At 61.5% G+C, this 24,184-nt stretch carries 25 protein-coding genes and 2 pseudogenes; 18 read left to right on the top strand and 9 right to left on the bottom strand.

Annotated features, from left to right (window positions below):
• On the bottom strand, nt 1-1,015 hold a 1,015-nt coding region (locus OCL88_RS18855; protein WP_264963528.1), incomplete at its 3' end, for a tyrosine-type recombinase/integrase.
• A gap of 65 nt (nt 1,016-1,080) precedes the next feature.
• On the opposite strand from OCL88_RS18855, the gene OCL88_RS18850 reads away from it, so the two are divergent.
• The 7 genes from OCL88_RS18850 (at nt 1,081) to OCL88_RS21330 (ending at nt 6,271) form a co-directional block, all read left to right on the top strand.
• Nucleotides 1,081-1,503 (top strand): DUF4913 domain-containing protein, encoded by a 423-nt coding sequence (locus OCL88_RS18850; protein ID WP_264963527.1) that lies wholly within the window; start codon nt 1,081-1,083, stop codon nt 1,501-1,503.
• Nucleotides 1,504-1,894: 391 nt separating this feature from the next.
• Nucleotides 1,895-2,443 (top strand): 7-cyano-7-deazaguanine synthase, encoded by a 549-nt coding sequence (locus tag OCL88_RS21335; RefSeq protein ID WP_413775470.1) that lies wholly within the window; start codon nt 1,895-1,897, stop codon nt 2,441-2,443.
• A 100-nt stretch (nt 2,444-2,543) separates the two neighbouring features.
• The gene (locus OCL88_RS18845) at nt 2,544-3,458 is read left to right on the top strand and encodes a hypothetical protein (protein ID WP_264963526.1); all 915 of its coding nucleotides are present in this window, start codon (nt 2,544-2,546) and stop codon (nt 3,456-3,458) included.
• 62 nt (nt 3,459-3,520) lie between these two features.
• Entirely contained in the window at nt 3,521-4,375 is an 855-nt protein-coding gene (locus OCL88_RS18840; RefSeq protein ID WP_264963525.1) for a CBASS oligonucleotide cyclase, read from the top strand.
• A gap of 77 nt (nt 4,376-4,452) precedes the next feature.
• Nucleotides 4,453-5,001, top strand: coding sequence for a hypothetical protein (locus OCL88_RS18835; RefSeq protein ID WP_264963524.1), 549 nt, complete (start codon nt 4,453-4,455; stop codon nt 4,999-5,001).
• A 179-nt stretch (nt 5,002-5,180) separates the two neighbouring features.
• On the top strand, nt 5,181-5,570 hold the full coding sequence (locus OCL88_RS18830; RefSeq protein ID WP_264963523.1) for a 6-pyruvoyl trahydropterin synthase family protein: 390 nt from the start codon (nt 5,181-5,183) through the stop codon (nt 5,568-5,570).
• A complete protein-coding gene (locus OCL88_RS21330) occupies nt 5,567-6,271 on the top strand; it encodes a 7-carboxy-7-deazaguanine synthase QueE (protein ID WP_413775469.1) in 705 nt (234 codons plus the stop codon). Before OCL88_RS18830 ends, OCL88_RS21330 begins: the two co-directional genes overlap by 4 nt.
• A 1,142-nt stretch (nt 6,272-7,413) precedes the next feature.
• Here the strand turns inward: OCL88_RS21330 and OCL88_RS18825 are convergent.
• From OCL88_RS18825 to OCL88_RS18795, 7 genes are read right to left on the bottom strand one after another with little or no spacing between them, the layout of a single operon-like run.
• Nucleotides 7,414-8,127 (bottom strand): substrate-binding domain-containing protein, encoded by a 714-nt coding sequence (locus tag OCL88_RS18825; RefSeq protein ID WP_264963522.1) that lies wholly within the window; start codon nt 8,125-8,127, stop codon nt 7,414-7,416.
• Nucleotides 8,124-9,104 carry an aldo/keto reductase gene (locus tag OCL88_RS18820; RefSeq protein WP_264963521.1) on the bottom strand — a complete coding sequence of 327 codons (981 nt, stop codon included), beginning with the start codon at nt 9,102-9,104 and terminating at the stop codon, nt 8,124-8,126. Before OCL88_RS18820 ends, OCL88_RS18825 begins: the two co-directional genes overlap by 4 nt.
• Complete coding sequence (locus tag OCL88_RS18815) at nt 9,101-10,054, bottom strand: Gfo/Idh/MocA family oxidoreductase (RefSeq protein WP_264963520.1); 954 nt, start codon at nt 10,052-10,054, stop codon at nt 9,101-9,103. The genes OCL88_RS18820 and OCL88_RS18815 overlap by 4 nt, the downstream gene beginning before the upstream one ends.
• A 30-nt stretch (nt 10,055-10,084) precedes the next feature.
• Nucleotides 10,085-11,476, bottom strand: a complete 1,392-nt coding sequence (locus OCL88_RS18810) for a protocatechuate 4,5-dioxygenase subunit alpha/beta (protein WP_264963519.1) — start codon at nt 11,474-11,476, stop codon at nt 10,085-10,087.
• On the bottom strand, nt 11,436-12,371 hold the full coding sequence (locus OCL88_RS18805) for an amidohydrolase family protein (protein ID WP_264963518.1): 936 nt from the start codon (nt 12,369-12,371) through the stop codon (nt 11,436-11,438). Before OCL88_RS18805 ends, OCL88_RS18810 begins: the two co-directional genes overlap by 41 nt.
• A gap of 2 nt (nt 12,372-12,373) precedes the next feature.
• Nucleotides 12,374-13,066, bottom strand: a complete 693-nt coding sequence (gene ligK, locus OCL88_RS18800; protein WP_264963517.1) for a 4-carboxy-4-hydroxy-2-oxoadipate aldolase/oxaloacetate decarboxylase — start codon at nt 13,064-13,066, stop codon at nt 12,374-12,376.
• A 14-nt stretch (nt 13,067-13,080) separates the two neighbouring features.
• Nucleotides 13,081-14,109, bottom strand: coding sequence for an amidohydrolase family protein (locus OCL88_RS18795; RefSeq protein WP_264963516.1), 1,029 nt, complete (start codon nt 14,107-14,109; stop codon nt 13,081-13,083).
• Between the two features lie 108 nt (nt 14,110-14,217).
• Between OCL88_RS18795 and OCL88_RS18790 the strand changes: the two genes are divergently transcribed.
• Nucleotides 14,218-15,108: a LysR family transcriptional regulator gene (locus tag OCL88_RS18790; protein ID WP_264963515.1), complete on the top strand. Its 891-nt coding sequence runs from the start codon at nt 14,218-14,220 to the stop codon at nt 15,106-15,108.
• A gap of 5 nt (nt 15,109-15,113) precedes the next feature.
• Here OCL88_RS18790 and OCL88_RS18785 read toward each other — a convergent pair whose 3' ends face one another.
• Complete coding sequence (locus OCL88_RS18785; protein WP_264963514.1) at nt 15,114-15,770, bottom strand: nucleotidyltransferase domain-containing protein; 657 nt, start codon at nt 15,768-15,770, stop codon at nt 15,114-15,116.
• A gap of 308 nt (nt 15,771-16,078) precedes the next feature.
• On the opposite strand from OCL88_RS18785, the pseudogene OCL88_RS18780 reads away from it, so the two are divergent.
• From OCL88_RS18780 to OCL88_RS18735, 10 genes and pseudogenes are all read left to right on the top strand, one after another.
• A pseudogene (locus OCL88_RS18780) lies at nt 16,079-16,821 on the top strand (IclR family transcriptional regulator).
• A gap of 63 nt (nt 16,822-16,884) precedes the next feature.
• A pseudogene (locus OCL88_RS18775) lies at nt 16,885-17,154 on the top strand (FAD-dependent monooxygenase); the annotation flags it as partial.
• A gap of 251 nt (nt 17,155-17,405) precedes the next feature.
• Complete coding sequence (locus OCL88_RS18770) at nt 17,406-18,410, top strand: ABC transporter substrate-binding protein (RefSeq protein WP_264963513.1); 1,005 nt, start codon at nt 17,406-17,408, stop codon at nt 18,408-18,410.
• Entirely contained in the window at nt 18,407-19,234 is an 828-nt protein-coding gene (locus OCL88_RS18765) for an ABC transporter ATP-binding protein (protein ID WP_264963512.1), read from the top strand. Before OCL88_RS18770 ends, OCL88_RS18765 begins: the two co-directional genes overlap by 4 nt.
• Nucleotides 19,231-20,031, top strand: a complete 801-nt coding sequence (locus tag OCL88_RS18760; protein ID WP_264963511.1) for an ABC transporter permease — start codon at nt 19,231-19,233, stop codon at nt 20,029-20,031. The genes OCL88_RS18765 and OCL88_RS18760 overlap by 4 nt, the downstream gene beginning before the upstream one ends.
• Nucleotides 20,028-20,831 carry an ABC transporter permease gene (locus tag OCL88_RS18755; protein ID WP_264963510.1) on the top strand — a complete coding sequence of 268 codons (804 nt, stop codon included), beginning with the start codon at nt 20,028-20,030 and terminating at the stop codon, nt 20,829-20,831. Before OCL88_RS18760 ends, OCL88_RS18755 begins: the two co-directional genes overlap by 4 nt.
• Nucleotides 20,832-20,904: 73 nt before the next feature.
• On the top strand, nt 20,905-21,561 hold the full coding sequence (locus OCL88_RS18750; protein ID WP_264963509.1) for an N-carbamoylsarcosine amidohydrolase: 657 nt from the start codon (nt 20,905-20,907) through the stop codon (nt 21,559-21,561).
• A gap of 62 nt (nt 21,562-21,623) precedes the next feature.
• The gene (locus OCL88_RS18745) at nt 21,624-22,880 is read left to right on the top strand and encodes an MFS transporter (protein WP_264963508.1); all 1,257 of its coding nucleotides are present in this window, start codon (nt 21,624-21,626) and stop codon (nt 22,878-22,880) included.
• Complete coding sequence (locus OCL88_RS18740; RefSeq protein ID WP_264963507.1) at nt 22,870-23,733, top strand: aldo/keto reductase; 864 nt, start codon at nt 22,870-22,872, stop codon at nt 23,731-23,733. The genes OCL88_RS18745 and OCL88_RS18740 overlap by 11 nt, the downstream gene beginning before the upstream one ends.
• A gap of 129 nt (nt 23,734-23,862) precedes the next feature.
• The coding region (locus tag OCL88_RS18735) for a Rieske 2Fe-2S domain-containing protein (protein WP_264963364.1) at nt 23,863-24,184 on the top strand (322 nt) is incomplete at its 3' end.

Genomic DNA, 24,184 nt, shown 5'->3' with positions numbered 1-24,184 from the left:
GGTTACGGGCCTCGTGCTGCACGTCAAAGACACCCCGGTTCCGGCCCCAGATAAGTTGCACGAATCTAGGATCCCATCCGTCCTCCAACAGGTGCGTCGCATAGCTGCGGCGCAGGGAGTGCAGATCGAGACCCTCCAGCGGCAGGTCCAGCTCGTTCAGGTAGCGCCGGAGCCGACGCAGCAGGGTTGATTCACAGATCAGGCCGCCGCGTTCGCTGGGGAAAAGATCCAGGGTGTCGAGAGTTCCCCGGCCGTTGGCGAGCCAGTCCTCGATGATGCCAGCGCTCCAGTCGAAGACGGTCAGGACGCTGCGAGGTTTGTAGGGGGAACCCTTGCGTGACTTGCCGAACCGGACCTTGCAAACACCTGCTTTTCCGAACCTGCGCGCCTGAGGGTTGGTTGCGAAATCGACGGTTTGCAGGTGACGCAGCTCGTTGAACCTCAGCCCGTACGAGTAGGTGATTTTCAGCATGACGGCGTCCCGATAGGCTGCCTTCCAGCCCTTCTTGCCTGACGCCGCAATGAGCTCGACCTGGTCGTCCGCATGATCGAACAGCATCTGCAACTCGGCCTTGGTAAAGGGCCTCTTCGACGGCTGTCCTTCGTACTCCTGGGTGTGGGTTGCCGTGTTCCAGTCGAAGAAGACCTGGGACGGGTGCGTGCCGAAACGCTGCTCACAGACCCTGTCCCAGCCGTAATCGGGGTTCGAGACGTAGGACGAGAAACGGCGGAGCATTGACTGGTAGCCGCGGACGGTGGAGTGCTTCAGCTGACGGATCGAGCGGAGATCACCGAAGTACTCCTCTACATGCTCCGGCGCCCAGTTCCACGGAAACTCGTTCACATGGTTCACGAACCTGCGGACACTGGCGATTCCCTTGTCGATCGTGTCGAACTGCAGATTCCGGGAGAGCTGCTGGTTGCGCCAGCCGGTGACCTCCGGCGCCCCAGCCGCATTGCTGGAAACCGTGCCCTGGATGCACGGGCCCCACGCCGACGCGGTTCGCGCCTCCATCTCCGCACACGACCCCGCGAACAAGGCCGCGGCCGGGAACCGGTGGATCGCCGCAGGTGCCCCACATGAGTGAGGGCTTGGGGGAGTGGGACGACGAGCTCGAGGACACCGCACCGGACAGTGAGCCGGCCGAAGAGGAGCCGGACGCCCCTGAGCTGTTCTACCCAAACCTCGCCGAGTTCGTCAGTGGCAAACTGGCTACCAGCTACCGTCGGCAGCTCAACGTCCAGGGCGGTGTGACCTGGTGCCCGCAATGGTGGAAGCACGCCGAAGCGATCAGCCGCCTCGAAGCTCTCTGGCGCGCCTGGGAATTCCTGCGCCTGGACGGCACCACAGGGATGAGCGTCTGGTGGCGCGACCACGCCGACCACCACATGTCCGTCCTGCTCTCAACCGACGGGCCCTTCAAAGGCTGCACCCCGGACGACGGCCACCGCGCAAAACTCGCGCCGCTACCCTGCGAAGAACCACCCGCAGGGCTGTTCTAAGCCGCCTGTCGCTGGCCATCGCTGAAGGTGACTTCGCGGGCCGTCCACAGCTGGGGTCAATCCGGGTTATCCACGGCTGGAAACCGGGAGCCATCGGGAAAGCTCCCTCAGCCGCAGTAGCGGTGGGTAACCCATCAGGATTGTCCCCGACTGTGGGCAGCGGGACCTCAACGGTTGCGGTGCGCTTTTGCGGTGCTGCCTCCTCAATGTGGGTGGGGACAATGGTCCTCGGTGAGCTTGGAAAGTACGACCAAAGGAAGGGGCGCATCGACCCAAGAAAGTGTCTGAGAGCGTCGGGGGTGCTGTCTGGGTAGACCGGTTCCAAGAGCGGGGCGTCTCGGGGCCGTGGTCCTGTCACGTTTTATTCGGAACCTTGTGTAATTATGTTGGGATGAGCAGCAGTGGGGTGGGGGTTCTCCTCAGCGGGGGTATCGATAGTGCTTTAGTAGTCAGTCTCGTCTTAGAAAGTCACGGAGATACCACAGCACTTTTCGTCGATTACGGACAACCAGCGGTGGCTGCTGAACGGAAGGCAAGTCAGGCGATTGCTGCCCACTTTGGCATCCCGTGGTCTAGTGTCACCATTAGCGGCGTTGCCACTGCCGCAGGAGAAATTCCTGGGCGGAATGACCTCCTGATCGCCGCTGCAACCGCTGCCTGTTCGGGGTGCAGTATCGCAATCGGTACCCACTCGGGATCAGCCTATAAAGATTGTTCTCCTGAGCACGCTTCCGCGTGGCAGGGACTGCTTGACGTTCAGTACGCCGGTGTCGTCCAGTTGCTGACTCCACTCGTGTCCTTGACGAAGGACGAAGTTGTTGCCACGGCTATAGAACGAGAAATTCCCCTGGAGCTTACGTACAGTTGCGAAGCATCCTCGGCGCCCTGCCAAGAATGCCTATCCTGCGCTGATCGACGGAGCCTCCTTGGCGCCGCGTAGCCGGAGTGTCGACATCGGTGGAGTGACAGTCCAGACACCCGTGTTGATCCCAAGTACTACAAGTCGCGGGATGCCCTACAGTCCACAAGGGGTTTCGGAGGTGAACGAGATGCTGAAGATCGTGGACGGGCAGTTGGGTGCGGCCGTCCTGTTCTCAGCATTCGACCTGCACCACGGGACTGTTCCTGTGGCCAACGGGCTCTTCAGTGATAGCGGCCCAGGGGAAGTGGCTTTCCCTCCTCTGGTTGTCGTCGACAGCGGGGGCTATGAGACACAGACCGAATGGGAAAGTGGTTTCGTGCCCCTGGCCGAGCCCGTACCAAGGAGGTACGACTATGAGGACTACGCAGGAGTCATCAAGCGGCTGCGGCAACGTCCCGGACTTCTGGTCGTTTCCTATGACGGACCAGACCAACCCGCCGCGTCTTATGAACACCAGATTGCAGCCGCCTTTACTTCTGACGCTTCGGACCTCGCCTGGAATGTGCTACTGAAGCCCCCGACCGGCCGCACGCACGCGTGGAAAGAACTGGCGCCGGTAGTGGGAGGCCTCACCACAGCGACAGTGGTCGGTGTGACTGTGCCCGAACTCGGTGATTCTCTTGTGGACCGTCTCATGGCTCTGTGGCAGCTACGTGAACTGCTGGACGGAGCGGGCATTACAGCTCCCATCCATGTGTTCGGATGTTTAGACCCTTTGCTCACTCCGCTCTACTTCGCTTTCGGAGGTGAGTTATTCGATGGATTGAGCTGGTTGCGGTACGCGTACCACGGAGGCATGTCGGTTCACATGGATCAAGCTGCCCTACTAGACGACCAACTGGACCAGAACCCGGCGTACCTGCGTGCATACCGACTGCTTGCCAATCTTCAGTATCTGGAGGAATCACAGGCCAAGATGCGTATGTATGCAGCATCGCCTGAATCGGACTTCGAACTGTTTGGAGAGCACTCAGTGGCGATGAGAGCGGTATATGAGCAAGTCCAGACTCGCATTCGGCAAAGAGGCAACTGATGGGCGGCAGCGGTGGGGGCTCCAACTGGGGCAGTCAGGGTTCAGATGCTCGAAGGATCACGATGCAGGCTCTTCAGGAGCTGCAGCAAAAGAAGTTACTCGCCGAACGCAACGACGTAATCGATCAGTTGTTGAAAGAGTACAACGATCGGGATACAGAGGCCGTAGCTGAAAAAATGAGCCAAATTGAAGAGATTTTGGCCGACAGCGGGTACGACCTCGACCGGTTGTTGTTCGGTGGCAGTGTAGCCAAGCACACATATGTCGACGGCTTGTCCGATATCGACAGCCTTGTGTATATGGGTGAAAACGGCGGGAGAAGCCCGGCTCAGGTGCTCTCTGATTTCGCCTCATTTCTTCGGGCTGGGCTGCCAGCAGATCAGGTTGAGTCCGTAACGACCGGAACTATGGCGGTGACAGTCACCTACCGTGACGGCACTTTGGTGCAACTCCTGCCTGCTACCGAGCAGGGGACGCACACTGTCCTCCCTAGTCCTGACGGGCAGGGGTGGAGGGCGGTACGGCCTCACAAGTTCACCGAGAAGCTCACCAAGGTCAACCAAAACAACAGCCATCAGGTCGTGCCGGCGATTAAGCTGGCTAAAGGCCTGATCAACTCGCTGCCAGAATCCCAGCGACTTTCGGGATATCATGTCGAGGCACTAGCGGTCGACGCTTTCAAGTCATACGGACAGGCCCGCGACCGAGCGTCCGTACTGCACCATCTGCTATCTCATGCCTCGCAAGCGGTATTAAGGCCGACAGCGGACATCACTGGACAAACTGTTCATATCGATCAGCACCTCGGGCAAGCGAACTCGGGGAAGCGGCAGCAGATCAGTCGTTCGTTGCAACGCATAGCGAATGAGTTGAAGAATGCAGCCACAGCGGAAGACTATCGGGCGGTCTTCGAGTGAGTGCCCCAACCCCCGCTTCTGGGCACGAAGGATCCCCGGAACAGAAGGTCAAGAATGAGCGACGGGTAATCGATCAGATGATTACCATGCATGCGGACTTGCGTGACAGGGCTGCCCGACGGGGGCGCGGTCTGACGGTAGGGATCCTAATAGCTTCGACAATCAGTGCTGTCCTGGCATTTTCGGGCACGGAAGAGAAGATCCGCCTGCTGATGTTTGAGGCTTCCAGTTCAGTCTGGCTCGGAGTGTTGGGCACGGCAGTATTCATCGCAAGCTTGATCGACCTCGTGCTGAACCACCGGGGCGTCGCTGACCAGCACTCCAACGCAGTCGGTAGGCTGTCAGAGCTCAAACTCGAGTATGGCAGCTTCTCACAGGCGCCAGCGGAAGAGAAGCACCAAGCGTTGAAATACCTGCAGCAGCGCTACAGCGAGGTCATGAGCACCATCGCTCCGATCCCTGAGGCCGAGTTCAATCGGCTTAAGGCTAAACACCTTAGAAAAGTCGAAATCAGCAAAATCCTTTCTAAATTTCCTGGTGAGAGCGTACGTGGGGCCGAGCGACGTCTTAAGAGTCGTCTAAAGGAACAGCCAACCAATGAAGGCCCGCCTGGTAGTGGTAGCTAGTTGCCAGGACAACATGGGGGTCCGGCAATGCCCTATCTACGGGCTCGGTCGTGCTTCTGCTCGGTCATGTACGGGAGCAATGACCATCGCAAGTCAGCTCCTCGTATCTGCGGCCTCCTCTCCTGCAACGGGGGAGTACACGACTACACAACAGACTCCCCGTCACTGAAGGAACATCGATGACCCTGAGCATTTCCAAGGAGTTCGGCTTTTCTGCCTCGCACTTGCTTGAAGGCCTGCCAGCGGACCACAAGTGCGGCCGGCTACACGGTCACTCGTACCGCGTGCGCGTCGAGTTGTCCGGGGAGCGTGACCCGATTGGATTCATTATTGATTATGGCGAGCTTGACTGGGTGAGGAATTTGATAGACACCCAACTGGACCATCGTCATCTGAATGATGCAATTGACGTCAACCCCACCGCCGAAAACATTGCGGAATGGCTTTCGGACCATGTTGCTAGCTGGATCACCAGAAGACCGGAGTCGGAACGAATTCACTCCGTAGCGGTTGCCGTCTCGGAGACTGCCACGACGTGGGCGACCAGCACTAGGCATCTCAAGGGATGACTAACCTTCATGTGTCAGAGATTTTTGGGCCCACTGTCCAGGGAGAGGGACCGTATGCTGGACGCCGGGCAACGTTTGTTCGCCTCGGTGGGTGCAACCTGTCGTGCATCTGGTGTGACACTCCGTATACGTGGGACAGCTCCCGATTTGATCTTCGCCAAGAGATTAGACCCAGCTCAGTTGACGATATTTTGGAGCAGCTGGACGGCTCAGACGGCATCGTCGTCATAACAGGCGGGGAACCATTCCTACAGGCTCGTGCCGTTGGTTTCACAGACCTCCTCGCGGGACTTCGGAAACGCGGCCGCCCAGTGCATGTCGAGTCCAATGGAACAATTTTGCCGCCGACTGCCGTGCTGCAAGCCATCGATGTCGTCGTACTCTCGCCGAAGCTTGCGAACGCAGGACCACACAGAGGCAGTCAGGACCCGACGCTGGACCCGGGGTGGGGGCCACTTGCCCGCACCCGAGAAGTACACTTGAAAATAGTCTGCTTTGATGCACAAGACGTAGCAGCGGCCGTGCGATTAGCGGACGAGCTCTCCTGGCCGCGGAAATCCGTATGGGTTATGCCTGAGGGTACGCGGGCGGAAACGGTTCATAGACGCTTTCAAACGCTAGCGGATGCGGCGATCACTGCTGGAATCAACGTCAGTCCGCGGCTCCATATATCGGCGTGGGGAGATCTACGCGGACGATAACTGCTCTGGTGTTTTGCGGCGATAAATGGCGCCCACGTAACGAACTGATCCACGTCCGCTAGCCGCCGATACCCACTGCCGCATAGTCAGGTTGAGGTCTAAGGCTTCCACGAGCGACTGCCAGTAAAACAAGAAGGGGCCCTATTCTGACGACGCTTTGAGCTACTCCTGACGTCAGGTTGGGGTGTAGTTCACCTGGGTAGGCCCGTAGAGTTCACGATTCCCGGCGGATAGCACGAACCTGCCAACCGTCCTTCTGGTGGTATGTTCGTCCACCTCTCCCATGGGAGAACTTCAGCCGGACTATACTTTGGTCCGCCGCCAGGTCTTCAATTACTCCTCGTGCAATGGCTAGGCCGTCATCCAGCACCTCCATCTCATCACCGAGTCTGAGCCCCTTCCAGTCGAAGATTTTAATAGGGGTTCTGCTATCCGAAGCGGATGGCGGTTGAGAGCTGGTGACCCCCTGCGCTTTTTCTGACGAAAGCAAAGCCAGATCGCGGGCAACAGCTTTTTGCGCCTTTATACGATCTACGTAATTAACACCCTTTGAGTTACTTGGATACTTCGGGGTCTGGCGAACCTCTTCACCGGTCCTCCTGGAAGACAGGGGGTCGTAAAAGACCAGGTGTGTACTTCGCCGTCGACTGTCCAAACCTGGAGGTAGAGGTACCTGATCAGGGTGGGTGGCAGCTTCGACAAGCCGTGGGAGGACAGTTGGATATATGACGCCAAGGACAACCACAACACTGTATGACTGAAAGTGCTGCGGCGGCGGACCAGGGCTGGCGAGGGAGGTGCCCAAGTCTTCGTCAGCGCACTGCTGTCTTCCAATAAAGGGCCTCACTGTCTTGCACCTCTCGCCACTCGTTGAGTGGAAGCTCGTCCTGTCTGTCCTCATAACCCGCGAGGAAACTTCCTAGCCTCCAATTGCTTCATGATGGTGACTACTCACAAGGTTTGATTCGTCAAAGTGGGTGTACATTACGCCCGGTCCCGATCCCGTTGCGTGGCGGTCCGGGCCGTAAGGCCGAGGCTGTGCGGGAGGACCGTTGCCTACCCCACAGCCGTCAGCCTGGAGGGCATTCGGCCGGACACCGAGGATCGCTGGGCCGGGCCTGCTGCTGAAGGGTCGAAGGGTCCTAGCTTGGGTGGGACTGCGCCGGGGTGAAGCTGTGCGCCGCCACCGTCGGGGCCGCATGCTCTGAGGCGAGGAACCGCAGCATCTCGGTCGCCGCGGCGGAATTTCCTGAGACGGTCGCGACCGCGCCGCCAAAGACGGTGTCAATCGCGCAGTCGGGCGGCAGCACTCCGAGGATGCGGATGCCGGGCTGGCCGACGAGTTCGCTGAGCTGTTGGAAGCCCAGATCGACCCTGCCCTCGGCCAGGGATCGGGCCACCGGAATGCCCGGGCGGGCTTGGACCAGCCGCCCCCCAAGCTCCTCCACCATCCCCCAGCCGTCGATCATCTTCACGAGCGCGGCGCCGCTGGGTCCTGTCGAGTAGCCGATCCGGCCTGCCTGCTGCAGTGTGGCGCGCAGGCCCGCGGCGTCAGGAAAGGCGCACCCGCCCTCGTGTATCGCGGCCGCGTCGGAACCGGACGGGACGGCCACCGCGACCTCGGAGTGCATTAGCGGTGTGACGGACCCCGGCACGACGTGCCCGCCGTCGTCGAGCTGCTGGAGCGCGCCTTGAGCGAGGAACACGAGGTCGAACTGCTCCCCGTCGGCGACGCGCTGGGCAGCGTCCACGCCGCCGACCGACTCGAGCTCCACCTTGGGCAGGCCAGCCGCCACGGCCGCCGAGATCAGGTCGGCGAGCACGTAGCGGGTGGCCATCGAAGAAATCGCCCTCATGCGGCGTCCTCGAAGGACTCCGCATCCACCTCACGGGACGCGGCCTCCGCGTAGCGCGGTCCCGACACCGTTGAGGTTCCGATAAGCTCGGCCGCGCGGGCGAGTAGCCCGGCGTCCAGCGTGATGTCTGCAGCGGCCTGGTTCTCTCGGAAGTGGTCCACGCTGGTCGTCCCCGGGATTGGCACCACGTGGTCCCCACGGGAGAGCACCCACGCGAGCGCGAGCTGGCCAGGGGTGCAGTCGGCCTCCGATGCCAAGGCGCGCCACTGCGGCAGCAGGGACGCGTTGGCGGGCCAGTGCTCCGGTTGGAACCGGGGCATGTTTTTGCGGATGTCCTTGGGCGCGAACTCGTCCGGGTCTCCGACCCCGTCGCTGAGGAAGCCCCGGGCGAGCGGCGAGAACGCCACGAGCGCCACCCCGCTTTCACGAGTTGCCTTGAGCATGCCGAGCTCGGGATTGCGGCTCCACAGCGAGTACTCGTTCTGGACCGCGGCGATCGGGGTGACCGCCTGCGCCTCACGCAGGCGGTCCACGGACACCTCCGAGAGGCCGATGGCGCCGATCTTGCCGCTGGCTACCATCTCGGCCAGCGCACCGACGCTCTCCCCGATGGGCACTTGCTTGTCCCAGCGGTGCAGGTAGTACAGGTCGATATGGTCTACCCTAAGGCGCCCGAGCGACGCGTCCACCTGGGCACGAAGGGTCTCGGGGCGCCCATCGATCCTCTTGACCCCGTCAACGATCGCCATGCCGCCCTTGCTCGCAAGCAGCACCTCGTCACGGCGGCCCGCGATGGCCTGCCCGACCAGTTCCTCGTTGCGGCCGGCGCCGTAGAGCGTGGCGGTGTCGAACATGCCCACGCCCTCGTCCAACGCCGTGCGCAGGAAGCCCAGGCCGTCCTCGACCGTCGGGGGCACGCCGTAGGCGTGGCTGAGCGACATGCAGCCGAGCCCGATCTTCGGCAGGCTCAGGGTCATGCGAGCTGCTCCTCGAGGGCACCGAGCACGCGGTAGCAGTCGATGACCTGGCGGATCGAGGAGTTTGGCTCACGACCCTCGCGAATCGCGCTGACGAACTCGCGGTCCTGCAGCTCGATACCGTTCATGCTCACGGCGACTTTCGACACGTCGATCTGCTCGTCCTTGCCGTTGTACAGGTCGTCGTACCGCGCGATGTAGGTCGCGGTGTCGCCGATGTAGCGGAAGAACGTGCCGAACGGCCCGTCGTTGTTGAAGGATAGCGACAGCGTGCAGATCGCCCCGGTCTCGCTCTTGAGTTGGATCGACATGTCCATGGCGATGCCGAGCTCGGGGTGGATCGGGCCTTGAATGGCGTTCGCCTGCACGATCTTGCCGGCCTGGTAGGCGAACAGGTCCACCGTGTGGGCCGCGTGGTGCCACAGCAGGTGGTCGGTCCACGAGCGGGCTTCGCCCTTGGCGTTCGTGTTGGTGCGGCGGAAGAAGTATGTCTGTACATCCATCTGCTGGATGTTGAATTCGATCGCGGTGATTCGGTTGTGTACGAGTTGGTGCGACGGGTTGAAGCGGCGTGTGTGGCCCACCATCGCGACCCGGTCCGACGCGTCGGCGGCGGCGAGGGTTGCCTCCGCGTCGGCGACGGAGTCCGCGAGCGGGATCTCGACCTGCACGTGTTTGCCCGCCTTGAGTACCTCCTGGGTCTGTGACGCGTGCAGGCCGGTCGGCGTGGCGAGGATGACGGCGTCGACGTCGTCACGCTTGAGCACGGCGTCCAGCCCCACGACGGCGTTGGCGATGCCGTACTTTGCGGCGACGCCGTCCGCCTTCTCCTGCGAGGTGGCGCTGACGACCGTGACCTCGGCGTCCTCGATGTTCTTCAGGCCGTCGAGGTGCTTCATGCCGAAGGCGCCGTTGGCGCCGACGACTGCGACGCGTGTCTTGTCGGTCATTCGTTTCTCCTTGTGTGAAGAGGTGGCGGTTCAGACGCTCGCGGCCGGCTCGGCCATCTGGGCGGCAGAGTCGGTGGTCTGGGCGACGGGGTTCGAGATGACGAGGTGACCGACCGCGGTGTTCGACGCCGGTACATGGTAGAACCGGTGGTTCACGGAGGGGGCCTCGCCGCCGAACTGGTCGTCCATCGCGCCGCGCGCGATCAACCAGTCCACGAGCTCGATGCCCTCGGAGCCCGCCTCGTCGACGTACTCCATGTGCGGCCACTCGGTCAGACCCAGCGGGTCGGCGATGAGGTGGTCGAGGAACGCGTTGTCCCACTCCTTATTGATGAGGCCGGCGCGCGGGCCCTGGAGCTGGTGGCTCATGCCGCCCGTGCCCCAAATCTGTACGTTGAGCTCCGGGCCGTCCCACTTGTCCAGCGCGCGACGGAGGGCCTTGCCGAGCTCGTAGCAGCGGCGGCCGGAGGGCACCGGGTACTGCACCACGTTTACGGCCAGCGGGATGACCTTGCAGGGCCATTCCTCGACATCGCCGAAGACGAGGGAGAGCGGCACCGTGAGCCCATGGTCCACGACCATCTCGTTCACGAGGGTCAGGTCGAAGTCGTCCTGGATGACTGACTGCGCGATGTGCGCGGCGAACTCCGGGTAGCCCTTGACGTCCGGAACCGGGCGGGGGCCGTAGCCCTCGTCCGCGACGGGGTACTCGACGCCCGTGCCGAGCACGAAGGTCGGGATGATGGAGGAGTCGAACGCGGTCGCGTGGTCGTTGTAGACGAGGATGACGACGTCGGGCGTGTTCTCATTGGCCCACTTGCGGGTCCACTCGTAGCCGTCGAAGACCTTCTTCCAGTACGGCTCCTCGGTCTTGCCGAGGTCCATAGCGGCACCGATAGCGGGCACGTGCGAGGTAAAGAGCGCCGAGGTGTACTTGGCCGGGGCGTTCTCGCGCATGGTCTCGGCCTTCTCGCCGGGGGCCGGGGCAACCCAGCCGTCGAGGTCCTTGAGGCGGTTGCCCTCGGGGCGGCGCCCGCCGCCGATCATCATGTCCCGGTACGCGGCCTCGGACATGCCCGTCATCGAGCCGGCCATCTGCTGGAAGCTCAGGCCGTGGGTCGCGCCGATCTTGCTCAGGAAGTAGATGTTGCCGCCCTCGGCCATCATGGCGTTGAGGTCCATGTCTAGCACCGCCTGGCGCTGCTTGGGCGAGAGGGGCCACTCGTTGAGGTACGCCTCGCGGTCTGCCAGGTACCGCTCGCGGTTCTCGGGCTTCATGAGGGACATCGAGAACTGGTTCAGGTGGTATCCCTTGCGGGCCATATCAGCGTCGAAGATGATCGTGCCGGGAACGTTCTGGTAGGGCTTATCGAGTGCCAAGTCATGCTCCTTCGGGCCAGTAGAGGCGCTGTGGATTGTCAACTAGGAGTCGCTGCTGGAGCTCCTCCGTCGTGGCGATCTGGGGGATGTAGTCGACCAGCAGCCCATCGTCGGGCATGTGGTCTTTGAGGTTGGGGTGGGGCCAATCGGTACCCCACAGCACACGGTCGGGGAACTCCTCGACCACACGACGGGCGAACGGCACCACGTCGACGTAGGCATGCTGCTCGCCGTCCAGAGCGCTGGGTCCGGTGATGCTCAACCGTTCGGGGCAGGATACCTTGGTCCAGACGTTCGGGTTCTGGCGCATGAAGCGCAGGAACAGCTCGAACTCCGGACCGTTCGGGTCCTTTGTCACGTCAGGCCGGCCCATATGGTCGACCACGACGTCGGTTTTGATGCTGGAGAAGAAGTCGTAGAGGTCGGGCAGGTCTCCCGCTTCGAAGTAGATCACGACGTGCCAGCCGAGCGGGGCGATCTTCGCCACGATCTCCTCGAGCGAGTCCGTGGGGACCCGGTCAACGAGGCGCTTGACGAAGTTGAAGCGTACGCCGCGGACGCCGGCCTCGTGCAACTCTGTGAGCTGCTCCTTAGCCACGTCCCGGCGGACGGTTGCGACGCCACGCGCCCGCCCCTCGCTGCGGCGCAGCGCGTCGACGAGGGCGCGGTTGTCGGCACCATGGCAGGTTGCCTGCACGATCACGTTGCGGTCGAAGCCGAGGTGGTCGCGCAGGGCGAACAGCTGCTCAGCAGAGGCGTCGCAGGGGGTGTACTTGCGCTCCGGGGCGTAGGGGAATTCGTTACCGGGGCCGAACACGTGGCAGTGGGCGTCGACCGCGCCTGCCGGCAGGCGGAACGTGGGCTTGGTGGGGCCGTCGTACCAGTCGAGCCAGCCGGTGGTTTTCTCAAACCCGCCCGTGGTCTTTCCGTTCGCCATGCTCAATCCTCCACGTACTCGAGGCCGGCGGCGGCGAGCGGCTCGCGCATGCCGTAGATGTCGAGGCCGAGGACGCCCTCGCGGAACTTCTGGCGCTTGGATTCCTCGTTGTCCTCACGCTTCTGGCTGGCCTCGGCAACCGCGCCGACGAGCTCACGGGGCACGACGACGACGCCGTCGACGTCGGCTACGACGACGTCGCCCGGGTTGACGAGCGCATTCGCGACGACGACCGGGACGTTCACCGAGCCGAGCGTGGCCTTAACCGTTCCCTTGGCGTTGATGGCGCGGGAGAACACCGGGAAGTCCATTTTCTCAAGGTCCGCCACGTCGCGGACGCCGCCGTCGATGACGAGGCCCTTGCAGCCGCGCCCGGTCAGGGAGGTGGCGAGCAGCTCGCCGAAGAAGCCGTCCTCGCTCTCCGTGGTACAGCCGGCGACGATCACGTCCCCCTCCTGCACCTGCTCGGCGGCTGCGTGGAACATCCAGTTATCGCCGGGCTGCAGCAGCACGGTGACCGCCGGCCCACAGAGCCTGGCGCCGGTGTAGACGGGACGGATATAGGGGCGCAGGAGACCGACGCGGCCCATCGCCTCGTGGATCGTCGCGACGCCGAACTTTGAGAGGCGTGCCACGTCCTCGTGGTCCGGGCGGCTGATGTTGGTGTGGATGAGTCCTAGGTTGTTCAGTCGCAAAATGGTTCCTTCTCTTAGAGCCCGCGGGCGGTCAGGGCGCGGTCAAGGCGCGGGTATACGCGGCGGGCATTGGCTTCGAAGATCTGCACGCGCTGCGCGCCGGTCAGGCTCTCGGTGGCGTCGACGTACCGCTTCGTGTCGTCGAAGTAGTGGCCGGTGCGCGGATCGATGTCACGGACAGCGCCGATCATCTCGCTGGCGAAGAGGATGTTGTCCGTGGGGATGACCTTGGTGAGCAGGTCGATGCCGGGCTGGTGGTAGACGCAGGTGTCGAAGAAGACGTTGTTGAGCACGTGCTCTTCGAGCTCTGGCTTGCCAAGCGCCATGGCGAGGCCGCGGAATCGGCCCCAGTGGTAGGGCACCGCACCTCCGCCGTGCGGGATGACGAGCTTGAGTTCGGGGAAGTCGCGGAAGAGGTCCCCCTTGAGCAGCTGCATGAAGGCCGTGGTGTCCGCATTCAGGTAGTGGTCGCCCGTGGTGTGGAACACCGGCTTGCAGGACGTGCTGACGTGCACCATCGCCGGGATTTCGTACTCGACGAGCTTCTCGTAGATCGGGTACCAGGACCGGTCGGTCAGCGCAGGCGCAGTCCACTTGCCGCCGGACGGATCGGGGTTGAGGTTGACCGTGACGGCGCCGAGCTCCTCGACGGCCCGGGTCAGCTCGGCGACCGCGGTGACCGGGTCTTCGCCCGGCGACTGCGGGAGCATGGCCCCCATGAGGAACCGTTCCGGAAATAGCTCGCTGACCCGCGCGCAGAGGTCGTTGCAGATCCGCGCCCAGGTCTTACTGATCTCAAGGCCGCCAATGTGGTGGGCCATGAACGAGGCGCGCGGGCTGAAGACAGTGATGTCGCTGGCCCGCTCGTTCATGAGCTTGAGCTGGTTGGCCTCGATCGTCTCGCGGATGTCATCGTCGGAGATCTTCAGCGTGGCCGGATCGGGAGCCTCACCCCGTCCTTCGGAGAAGGCGATCTGCAGGTCGCGCCAGGCGCCGAGCTGGGCCGGAGCCGTTGTGTAGTGGCCGTGAATATCGATAATCAACGAGTGTCGTCCTTGTCACTGAGAGACGTTGTTCCCTCAAGGTTAGGGAGGCGCAGCTCATTTAGTCGAATAGATTTTGAGCTCCGGCTATATAGATAGAATCAATCCATGGCGCTCACGGACCTCAACCAGTTGCGCACCTTCGTGGTGCTGTACGAACTGCGCAGCGTCACCGCCGTCGCCGAGCGCCTCCACGTCACCCAGCCGACCGTGAGCTACACGCTCAAGCGGCTTCGCGCGCGGTTCAGCGACGAGCTGTTCCGGCGCGAGGGGCGGGACATGGTGCCGACCGCCAAGGCTACCCAGCTGTTCGGCCCGCTCCACGAGGCCCTCGCGCAGATCGATGCGACGGTGAACGAGCCCGACACGTTCGAGCCGGCCGGATTCAGCGGCGAGCTGGCGCTCGGGCTCACCTCGATCGGCGAGCAGACGTTCCTCCCGCCGATCATGACGGCGTTGGCCCGCGAGGGCGCACGGCCGCACCTGCAGGTGGAAAGGCTCGACTCGGACCAGGTCGAGGATGGCCTCACGCGGGGGTCGATTGACCTGGCGATGACCGTCTCGATGCTCAGCGGCCCGGGGCTGTGGCGCTCACACGTGCGCGCTGTCGAGTACGTGGCGCTCGTCTCGGGGGCGCACCCCTTGCCGGAGACAGGCCCCGACATGTTCGCGGGCCGGCACTTCCTGCGCGTCTCGGCCCGCGGCGGGCATATCTTCCCGCTGCAGCTGCTCACCGACCAAGGGCTCATGCAGCGGGTCGTGCTCACGGTGGAGGAGTACGCGACCGTGCCCGCGGTGCTCGAGGCATCGGACCTCGTGGTCCTGCTGCCGCGGCACGTGGCCCAAGTGTTCTGCGGATGGTTCTCCAGCCTGAGCATCGCCGACCTTCCGTGGCCGGGCCACAGCACGCCGGTCTCGCTCTACACGCGCAGCGATGCGAGCCTGACGCCGGCGCAGCGCTGGTTCCGCTCGCTCGTCCTGGGCGCCGTCAGCGAGTAGGCGCGTCAGCTATTGCGCTTGCGGTTCCAGCTGGCCTTCGCGGGCGCAAAGGGGCTGCGCACGTGAATGGACCACGAGGAATGCGGGTGGATGGAAAGGATGCAGCGCTCGTACCAGGCGCGCGCCTCGTCGGAGAGCTTCAGGACCACGGCGTCCTTGTCAACGTCGTCCTCCGGGCGCGGCCGTAGGGCCTTCCAGACCAGCTGAACCTCAGGCGCGCCGGTGGGGATGCCGCCTATATTAAGCACCGCACGGTCCCAGGGCAACTGAAGCCGGGGGTCGCGCTTGTAGACCCAGGCGCGGGGCGCGCCGTCCTCCACGTTGATTCGGAGCACCCACTCGTCCTTCTCGACGTCGCGGACGAGCACAGGCTGCACCTCGTCGCCCTCCTCGACCTTGGCGAACGGCACGAGGTCCTCCTCGTTGCGCAGCGCCCACGCATCGTAGCCCACAGGGAGGTGCCCCACGAGCTGCGATAGGTCGCCGTACATCACGCTCACGTCGATGTTGGGGCGTTCACGAATGGGCTCCCCCAACCAGTGGTCGAGGGCCACTCCGCCTGAAAGCCACCAGCGCACAGGCGATGCAGCCAGCACATCCGCCACGGCCTGCGGTGAGAGGGGACCCCAACTCGTCTCGGGAGTCGGCAGGGAAGCAGCCATGGGATCAAGGTTACCCACCCGCTGTCACTGAGGTTTCAATTTTCTAGTTCTCGCAGTTTGAGCATCGGCCTGCTAACCGTTTTCGGTCCGGTAGTGGAGACCGATCCAAGGGAAGGAGATTCCTCTTATGTAGGGGTTGCTCAGTCGGCAGAGTCGATCCTGAGGTTGGCATGGGCGAGTCCTCGCCTGTGGAGACCAAATTCTCTTTGCCGATCCCAACTTGCACGCCTTTGCGGGTGAGGTCGTTGTCACCGGGCTCTTGGTTCTTCGCTAGAATTCCACTAAATCCGTTTGCCGGAAGTGGGAATATGGCCAATTCAGCGTCCAGAGATTCCGTAGTGGACCGCATAGTGAGGCTTATTTCCGCGTTTCCTGAGGGGCCCGGCGTTCTTCAACTGTCCGAGCTAGCACAGCGGTCAGGCCTCCCACTCACTACGGCACACCGTCTGGTACACCAGCTCGCAGCGCATGGCCTGCTACAGGTTGAGCCGGGAGGCTCCGTGCAACTGGGGCTGCGATTATGGGAGTTGGTGAACCGGACGTCTCCGGCACTGGCGTTGCGGCAGGCGGCCATGCCGTTTATGGAGGACATCCAGCAGGTTCTGAACCAGAATGTGAACCTGGCCGTGCTGGACGGCTGGGACGCGCTCTTCGTGGAGCGGTTGTCGCGCCGGGGCTCGGTGGCCAACCGGGCGCAGGTGGCGGGGCGCATGCCTGTCCACATCACCTCCGGGGGACTGGCCCTGATGGCCCACCAGGACAAGGCCCTGCAGGCGCAGTACCTTGACCAGTTCGAGGACCCTGACGGCCAGGTCACCGCGGACGCCCTGCGCGGACTCTCAGCGAAACAGCCCGCCAAGGCTTCGCCCAGCTGAAAGGCGTGGTGGATCCGGACACCTGGGGCATCGCCGTCCCCGTGCTCAACCGCCGGCAGCGTGCGGTGGCCTCCCTCGGCGTGGTGGTTCCCCTGCGGGAGATGCGCCTGCAGGCCCTGGTTCCGGCCCTGCAGACGGCCGCCCGCGGTATCGCCCGCGGGCTGGGCGACTCCTAGCTGCACCCATTCAACGGAATTGCTGTTACGGCCGTCATCCCTCCTGCCGCTCGCACACTGGGTCGCAGCTCCGACGAACTGATCTACGCCAACTCCGCCAACGGTTTCGCACTGATCAGCCAGCGCACCGAAACCGTGCAGCGGATGTACTTCCAGTGCGACCCCAAGGAAAACGTCGCCAACTGGGATGACGACCGGATCTGGGCCGAATTCCGCAGCCGGGTCAATGGCAACGGCTTCGAACTCAAGGAAGGGCCGGTCCTCGAAAAGATGGTCCTGCCGTTCCGGAGCTTCGTCGCAGTCGCCCTGCCGGCGGCTTACGGGCGGAGTTTCCGCCCTGAATGTAGTGGTGCAGGATTTCGCCCAACGACCCATCTAGGTTGGCACGCAGCGGCCGGCCCGGTTTAGACGCTGACATCGCCCGGACGACGTGCCCCGCCCCAACCAGTTCAGCTTTCCGTGGGCCGAGGGCGAGCGAGACGCTATGCACGTAGCTCTGCCCAGCAGAAAATACATCTGGACAGCGGGAAGGTGATGTGTTTCACTGGGACCACGGATCTGACACAAGGACGAGGGAGAACCGAATGAGTTTTGAACGAATAGGGCGTCGTGGATTCATCAAGATTACGGCCGCTGCTGGTGGGACCTTATTTCTCGGAGGGGTGACGGCCTGTAGCCAGGGCGGGGCCGGTAGCGGTGGCGGTAATGCAGGATATTCGGGCGACGTAGCAATTACCGGTTTGGCCAGTCTTATCCACTCCGCTCCCTTCTTTATTGCCCAGTCCGAGGGCTACTACGAGGAAGAGGGGCTGACTCTCGAGCATATTCAGTTCCCAGGTGGGCTTGACACTGTTCGAGGGATCGAGTCGGGAATTGGTTTCGGTACGTCGTCCACTATTCCGGTCTTCATCGCAGCCGAGAAGGGTATGGACGTGCGAATCTTCGGTAACGTTTATACGGCGGCTTCTGTCGACTTCATTGCGTTGCCAGACTCTCCGATCAATTCCATTGAGGACGTGAGGGGCAAGAAGGTCGCAGTCAGCACGCCGGGATCGAACTCCTCCTATTTCGCAGACCGCACGCTCCGAGCGGCCGGCATAATTCCCGGCCAGGATGTTGAACTTATCAGCGTCGGCTCAGCAAGCGATTCCTGGACCGCCGTCTCCCAAAATGTCGTCGATGTAGCCTGGACGGCTTCCCCGCTCTCGGAGAAGATCGCATCGGAAAGCGGAGCGAAGGTGATTTGGCGTTCCCGTGATTATGTAACGGACTGGTCGGACACCTGTCTCGCGGCTACAGGATCGTTTATAGATGAGAATACAGATGCGCTGAAGGGCTGGTGCCGTGCGCTCAAAAAGGCGATGGACCTGATCACAAGCGACTTGGAAAAGGCCTCCGAGGTTTACGGAAAGGCTATCGGTTACGAGCCTAAGGTTGCGCTTGAGGCGCTTAAGAACTCACAGAACTTTTACAGCTTGGAATTCACGGATGCCCAACTGGCCGCCGTGGTCGCCGCCGGTAAAGAACAAGGTCAGATCACGAAAGACCCGGACATGGATGCCATTGTTATGAGGAACTTCCTTTCATGAACCAGATATCTCCAATTGATTCAGTAGCACAGAACAATGACGTCGTTTTCGACAACATTGGGATGACTTTCGGTACCAGGACGGGAGTTACGCAGGCAGTCGCTAACGTTTCGGGAGCTATACCGGAGGGAAAGTTTGTTTCCGTCATCGGCCCCAGTGGCTGTGGGAAAAGTACGTTGCTTGACATGGTGGGCGGCCTGCTCAAGCCTACCAAGGGCACGGTCAGCATAAATGGTGAGACCGTTACGGGTCCTCGGCGGGACACCGCAATGGTGTTTCAAGAGGACTCCACCCTGCACTGGCGTACGGTACTGGACAATGTCGCGTTCGGTCTTGAGGTCAAAGGCGTGCCGAAGGCTGAGCGCTATAAGAACGCACGTCGAATGATTGAACTTGTTGGGCTCACCGGTTTTGAGGACCACCGCCCGGGCCAGCTTTCCGGTGGAATGAAGCAGCGTGTTGCTATTGCCCGGGCTTTGGCAATGGAGCCACGCGTCCTTCTCATGGACGAGCCTTTCGGCGCTCTGGACCAGCAAACCAGGCAATTCATCGGCAGGGAACTGCTGCGCATCTGGGAGAAAACACGCAATCGCGTGCTGTTCATCACCCACGACATTCAGGAAGCCGTCTACCTTTCCGATGAGGTCTGGGTCATGTCGGCCAGACCCTCGGTCGTCAAGGAAGTGGTAACCATCGACCTGCCGCGGCCACGGCCGGAAGGAACCCACACACTACCCAGGTTTCGTGAACTGGAAGACCACCTGTGGGAGTTGGTGAAGGTTGAGGCTGAGAAAACGCTGGGACCAGGAGCGCGGCTGGCGTGAACGTTTTGGAAAAGCCCCCGGTTGTGCAGGAGAAGCAAAAGACAGCTCTCGTACCACGCTCATCGCTAGTCCGTTGGGCAATCATTGTGGCGATTGTTGCCATTCTTGAGCTCACCACCAGAACAGGGATAGTCAGCCAGTCTCTGATGGTTCCACCATCAGAGATCCTGACACGGCTGGCCGAGATCGTCCCAACGGATAGGTTTGGCCAGGACGTCGCCCGGACTCTGACCACCATCCTGGTGTCGTTCACCATCGGACTTGTGCTGGGAGTCCCACTCGGGGTCTTCTTATGGCGGGTACCGGCTGCGGGGCGCATCCTTGAGCCATTCATCGTGACCGGTTACGCAATGCCCACTTTGTTGTTTTATCCGGTTCTTTTGGCCGTGATGGGGCTCAACGCGGGACCAATCATTGTTATAGCTGCGTCGATGTCTCTGATTCCAATTGCGCTGACCACGATGGTTGCTTTGAATGCAATCAAGCCTATTCTTCACAAGCTTGCGAATTCTGTCAGCGCTTCCCCGCGGCAATACTACTTGAAAGTTCTCTTTCCGGCAGCGACTCCGCTTATTTTCCCGGGCGTAAAGCTCGGATTTATCTACGCCGTGATCGGCACCGTTGCCATGGAGTTCATCCTCGCGTCACAGGGAGTTGGCTTCCGGGCCGGCTTCTACTACCGGGAACTGAATACCGCTGACATGTGGGCGTATATCGCTGTCGTCATTGTTCTGAGTGTGTTGGTTAACAGCGTGCTTACTTGGCTGGAGAAACGCATTAGAAGGGACATGCTGTGAGTAGTACCGATGTAACGATTCCTTCGTTGCCGAAAACCATCACCCAGCAAAGCGCGGACAGATCCAGGGTAATCCGGGACAACCTGTGGCGTGCTGCTGTATTGGTGGCCTTGGTGATCCTATGGGCGCTGCTGTCTACTATGAGTGACCTCGTCGCTTCGCCCACGGACTCGCTTAATGCCCTGGCGGAACGCTTCGCCGATGGCTCCATCTACCGGCACCTCAATGCCACTCTGCAGGCAGTGGCCATCGGGTTCCTTATTGCCGCTGCCATAGGCTTTCCGTTGGGCTACGCCATTGGCCGGAGTAAGTTTCTCGGTGCTGTATTCGATCCCCTCGTGGCAGGCGCCTTCGCCATCCCGCGCGTGATCTTCTTTCCGATTCTTCTGCAGATTTTTGGAGTGGGCGTAGGAGCGCAGTCCGCAATGGCGGCACTGGCTGCGGTATTTCCGATCATGGTCTCGACAACCGCGGGCGTCCGAGCCATTAACCCGCTTCTGCCTAAGCTGGCACGCTCGCTTAGCCTATCTCCGCTGCAGACCGTGACCAAGATATACATCCCGGCCATGGCGCCCTCGCTCATGGTGGGTATCCGTATTGGCTTCAGCATCGCGTTCATCAACGTCATCATCGCGGAATTCTTCGCTGCTCGTGCCGGACTTGGCCTCTTGGCGCTGCGCGCCTACGGCATGCTGGACCTGCCAACGATGTACGGCATCATCGTGCTCCTCGCTGCGATCGCCCTGGCCGGAAATCTGGTGCTGTGGGCAGTCGAACGGCGGCTGGGCAACAAAGTCTAGCCGCTCGCCCCGGGTATCTGTACGCCCGTACATCCGCTGTTGACTAGTGATTGGTCTAAGAAAAGAGGAAAACATGTCCACGACTGCTGCCCGAGAGGAATACCAGAGGTTAAGGTCTGAGTTCAAGGAAAAGGGATTGGGCGGGAGGATCGGCTTCGGGAGCCGGCCTGCGCTTTTGGTGATCGACATGATCCGCGGATTTACGGACGCGAGATCCCCACTTGCCGGAGATCTGGACGAACAGCTAATAGCGACTCAAGATCTTCTCGCCAGGGCCCGGGCCGCGGCCGTCCCGGTGATCTTTTCGACAGTGGAATACGATACCGACCTGCAGGAAGCCGGCAAGTGGATTCAAAAAATCCCCTCTAATAGCTGGTTGGTTGAAGGAAGCGAATGGGTGGAGCTTGACGAGAGGCTCGAGCGCCAAAGCAATGAGATGCTGCTCGTGAAAAAGTACGCCTCCTGCTTCTTTGGTACTGATCTTGCAGCGCGACTTGTGTCCAGGGGTATCGACACGCTAATCATTGTCGGCTGTACTACCAGCGGATGCGTCCGTGCCACAGCAGTGGATTCCTGCTCCTATGGATTCCACACCATTGTGGTCGAAGAGGGTGTCGGCGACCGAGCCGAGCTGCCCCACCTCGGCAGCCTTTTCGACATCGACAACAAATATGGTGACGTTGTTGGCCTGAAAGAGGCAAACAGCTATCTCGAGCATGTCCGCGGTTAGGACCAACGCGTCGAAGAAGCCGGCATGCCAGTGCTCTTACTGCACGTCAACGCAATAGCGGCATGCCATCGCGCAGGGAAGGCCAGACCCTGGGATCGTCAGGCGCCGACAGAATCCTGAGCATTATCGCCACGGTATTGTTCTCGTTCGCCCTCGGAACCCTGGCAGTGGTCGTACCGATCCTGGCCATTGCTGCAGGGTACGGCGCGGTCGAAGTCGGAATGTTTGTTGCACTTGCAGCTGTTTCGCAGTTGGTAACGCGCGTATTTCTGGGGCCGTTGACGCGCAGGGTTCCAGACAAGACGCTCCTTGCGGGAGCGGCGTTCATGATCGCGGTCTCCTGCGCTCTTATCGCGGTCTCGCACGCGCTGGTGGTTTTTGTGGTGTCACAGCTGGTCCAGGGTTCGGCTCGCGCCTTGTTCTGGACCAGCAGCCAGACGCATGCCGTACGCACTTCCACCTCGTCCGTTAAGGGATTGACTGATATCAATCTCGCTGCCGGGTTGGGGGCGCTGCTGGGGCCTGCGCTTGCCGGTTACCTGTGGGAACTTTCTGCCCCACTGCCACTGATAGTGGGGGCAGTTGCGGGATCAATGGCCGTCATTCCAGCGTTCCTTCTAAAAGGACTTCCGGTGTTTGCTCCCAAAAATTCCAGCGGTGGAATTTTCGGTGGAGGCCTGTGGCGGCGGCCGGGGGTTGATACCGCCTGCTGGATGAACGCTGGAGCGGGTGCCTGGAAAAGCCTGTTGGACTCCTATGTTCCCATCGTGCTGTCCCTCGCTGGACAACCCGTCGCTGTCATCGGCATCCTGGTATCAATAGCCAATTCTGCCGTTCTGGCCGGAAGTCTGTCCGGAAGTTGGCTGCGCAAACGCGGTAACAGAACCTCCCTCGTTACGGGCCTTTTGGCCACGGGGGTCGGTTTGGCCGCGGCGGGGCCACTGGCCGACGTGGCAGTTGCCGCCGCCATCGGCCTTGCTATATCTGGCGTTGGTGCTGGCATCCTTCAGACCGTCGGGCCGGCGATAGCTGCCGATGAAGTACACCCTGAAGATCGCGGGGATGCTCTTGCGCTCACTGGTACCGTGCGGGCCACGGCGCTCTTTCTTACGCCCTTTGTGATGGCCCTGCTGGTCAGCGTAGCCCCGGTTGCGGCGGCGCTGGTCACGGCCGGTGTTTTCATCACTCTTCCGGCAGCGAGAGGTAACCGCAGGAAAGATCTCCCCCAGCAAGCCGAACCAACAGAATCAGGCCCTTGCAGGCCGCACCAACAAGATCATCTCGAAGCTCCACCGAAAGAGGTACCCGATGACAACTGAAACGATTGATACGACTGCTTCGGAGATTCCCCGGCTGAGGATGCTGCACGGACACGCTATCCCACGCATCGGCCTGGGTACCTGGCCGATGCTGGAGGACGAGTGTGAAGCTGCGGTGCGTTTCGCAGTGCAGAGCGGTTACCGTCTGATCGACACAGCGTTCCAGTACAGGAACGAAGAAGCGGTCGGCCGGGGGATCCGCACTGCCGGCGTCCGGCGATCCGAGTTGTTTATTTCCAGCAAGTTCAACAAGGAGTCCCACAGCGTTGATGGAGTGCAGCGCGCCTACGACGAGAGCCTGCGAAAACTCGGCCTCGACTATTTGGACATGTTCATGTGCCACTGGCCGGTGCCTGCCTTGGGCAAGTACGTGGACGCCTGGAAGGGGCTTGTCAAGCTACTGGAGGAAGGCCGCGTAAAAGCCATCGGTGTCTCGAATTTCAAGCCCGCCCACCTACAAGAGATCATCGATGCGACCGGAGTGGTTCCTGACGTGAACCAAATCCAACTGAGCCCCGACCTTGCGCGTACAGAGCCGCGCGCCGTCCATAGGCTGTTGGGAACTGTCACTGAAGCCTGGAGTCCCATCGGCCGGTCCTCCGGTCTGCGGGCGAACCCGATGATCGTCGAGATCGCTCAGCGTCTGAATAAGTCTCCAGCCCAAATTTTGCTCAGATGGCATGTCCAACAGGACATTGTGCCCATTCCGCAAGCTTCAGACCCGCTCTGGCTTACAGAAAACCTCGCGGTGTTCGATTTCTCGCTCAGCGCCGACGAGATGGCCGCGATTCGGCAATTAGACAAAGGCGAGGGGGCCGCACGCGACTCTGATTTGCCCGAAAACGGCCATTGATTCCGCATGACACTTCTTCGCGGAATTGAGAGGGGTTGACGAACCTCACAATTTGCGTCATCCTCTTGAGTACAGAAACTCTCTCTGTAACACAGAGAAAACATGCGGGCCCACCGAAGGAGACCTTCCATGACAGACCAGACCAGTGTTATCCAGGACGTGCAGCGCGGCATGATTCCTGCCCACATTTACAACGACAAGGAGATCTTCGAGCTTGAAAAGGAGCGACTCTTTGGACGGAGCTGGCTCTTCGTGGCCCACGAGTCCGAGGTACCCGAGGCCGGCGACTACGTCGTGCGCCGAGTACTCGAGGATTCATTCATCATTTCCCGCGACGAAAAAGGCGAGATCCGTGCTCTTTTCAACATGTGCCTCCACCGGGGCATGCAGGTCTGTCGGGCCGAGATGGGAAACGCCTCGCATTTCCGCTGCCCCTACCACGGCTGGTCCT

The sequence above is a fragment of the Paenarthrobacter sp. PAE-2 genome (assembly GCF_026013155.1).
GTDB lineage: Bacteria > Actinomycetota > Actinomycetes > Actinomycetales > Micrococcaceae > Arthrobacter > Arthrobacter ureafaciens.
Note: the sequence above shows the minus strand (reverse complement) of the source record. Positions and strands in the feature narration are given on the sequence as shown.